Source organism: Streptomyces sp. NPDC004561 (assembly GCF_053602155.1).
The window spans coordinates 1-1,504 of sequence record NZ_JBSGDB010000892.1 but is presented as its reverse complement, the minus strand read 5'-3'; the positions used below and the strand labels follow the sequence as shown (position 1 = coordinate 1,504).

At 69.1% G+C, this 1,504-nt stretch carries 1 pseudogene; it reads left to right on the top strand.

The features are described 5' to 3' along the window. Window positions 1–552: 552 nt before the first annotated feature. Window positions 553–1,504: pseudogene (locus ACWEN3_RS46475) on the top strand (M4 family metallopeptidase); the annotation flags it as partial.

Below are 1,504 nucleotides of genomic sequence, written 5' to 3'. Positions count from 1 at the left end.
GCCGATCAGGGACGACCGACGTCCTGCCCGTCCTCGACTGCCTGCTCAAGGACCTCGACACACCGGCCCGGGTGAGGACCGAGGTGGATGACGTGGTCGGGCATCAGCTGCCGGTAGGCGCCCGGTTCGGCCGAGCCCCAGCCGGCGCCCTGTGCGGTATCGCGTGAGGAGTCAGACACGCCGTGCACCGTAACAACGGCCCGGCCAGGGGCTGAACGCCGGGGCCCCGCTCAACGCACAAGCCCGAGGGGCGCGTTGATGTCCGAAGCTCACCGCCGCCAGCTAGCAAAATCTGTCACTGCATCAGGTTTACTTCTGCACAAGGCACCTGAGAGTTGACCGGTCCTGAGCCGCCCCATAGGGAAAACCCTCGATTGACTCTCCCTTGCGTGACATGGCCGGGTCAATACTGTCATTCTCCCCCAGCACGCTGATCCCCCACGCTCTCTTCGCGGATCACGGTCCCGCACAGCTCAGCTCGCCCGGACAGCAGACCCGTCTGTCCGGTCTGTCACCGGCCGCGACCCGGCGGCCGCAGCAGGAGGAGTACGAGTGAGACCCCACAGACGCTCTCCCCACAAGCGGGCCACGGTCGGAGCCGCCCTGGTCTCCGCCGCGGCTTTCCTCGCCGTCGGCATGCAGGCCGCCCCGGCCCTCGCCAAGCCCGCCGCTCCCCACCCCAGCCCGCTGCGCGCCGGCGGCCTGGAGGCGAAACTCAGCCCCGCCCAGCACAGCGCGCTGATGAAGAGCGCCCAGCAGAACAGCACCGCGACCGCGCGCACCCTCGGCCTCGGCGCCAAGGAGAAGCTGGTCGTCAAGGACGTCGTCAAGGACAACGACGGCACCGTGCACACGCGTTACGAGCGCACCTACGACGGCCTGCCCGTCCTCGGCGGCGACCTCGTCGTGCACACCCCGCCCGCCTCGCTGGCCGCCGGGACCGTGAGCACCACCTACAACAACAAGCACAGGATCAAGGTCGCCTCCACCACCGCGGCCTTCACCAAGTCCGCCGCCGAGACCAAGGCCCTGAAGACCGCCAAGGCCCTCGACGGCAAGAAGGCCACCGCCGACAGCGCCCGCAAGGTGATCTGGGCCGGCACCGGCACCCCGAAGCTCGCCTGGGAGACGGTGATCGGCGGCTTCCAGGACGACGGCACGCCCAGCCGGCTGCACGTCATCACCGACGCCACCACCGGCAAGGAGCTGTACCGGTACCAGGCGATCGAGACCGGGGTCGGCAACACCCACTACAGCGGCCAGGTCACGCTGACCACCACCCAGTCGGGCTCGTCGTACACGCTGACCGACGGGGCGCGCGGCGGACACAAGACCTACAACCTGAACCACGGCAGCTCGGGCACCGGCACCCTGTTCTCCCAGAGCAACGACACCTGGGGCGACGGCACCAACTCCAACGCGGCCACCGCGGGCGCCGACGCCCACTACGGCGCGCAGGAGACCTGGGACTTCTACAAGAACACCTTCAGCCGTAGCGGCTCAA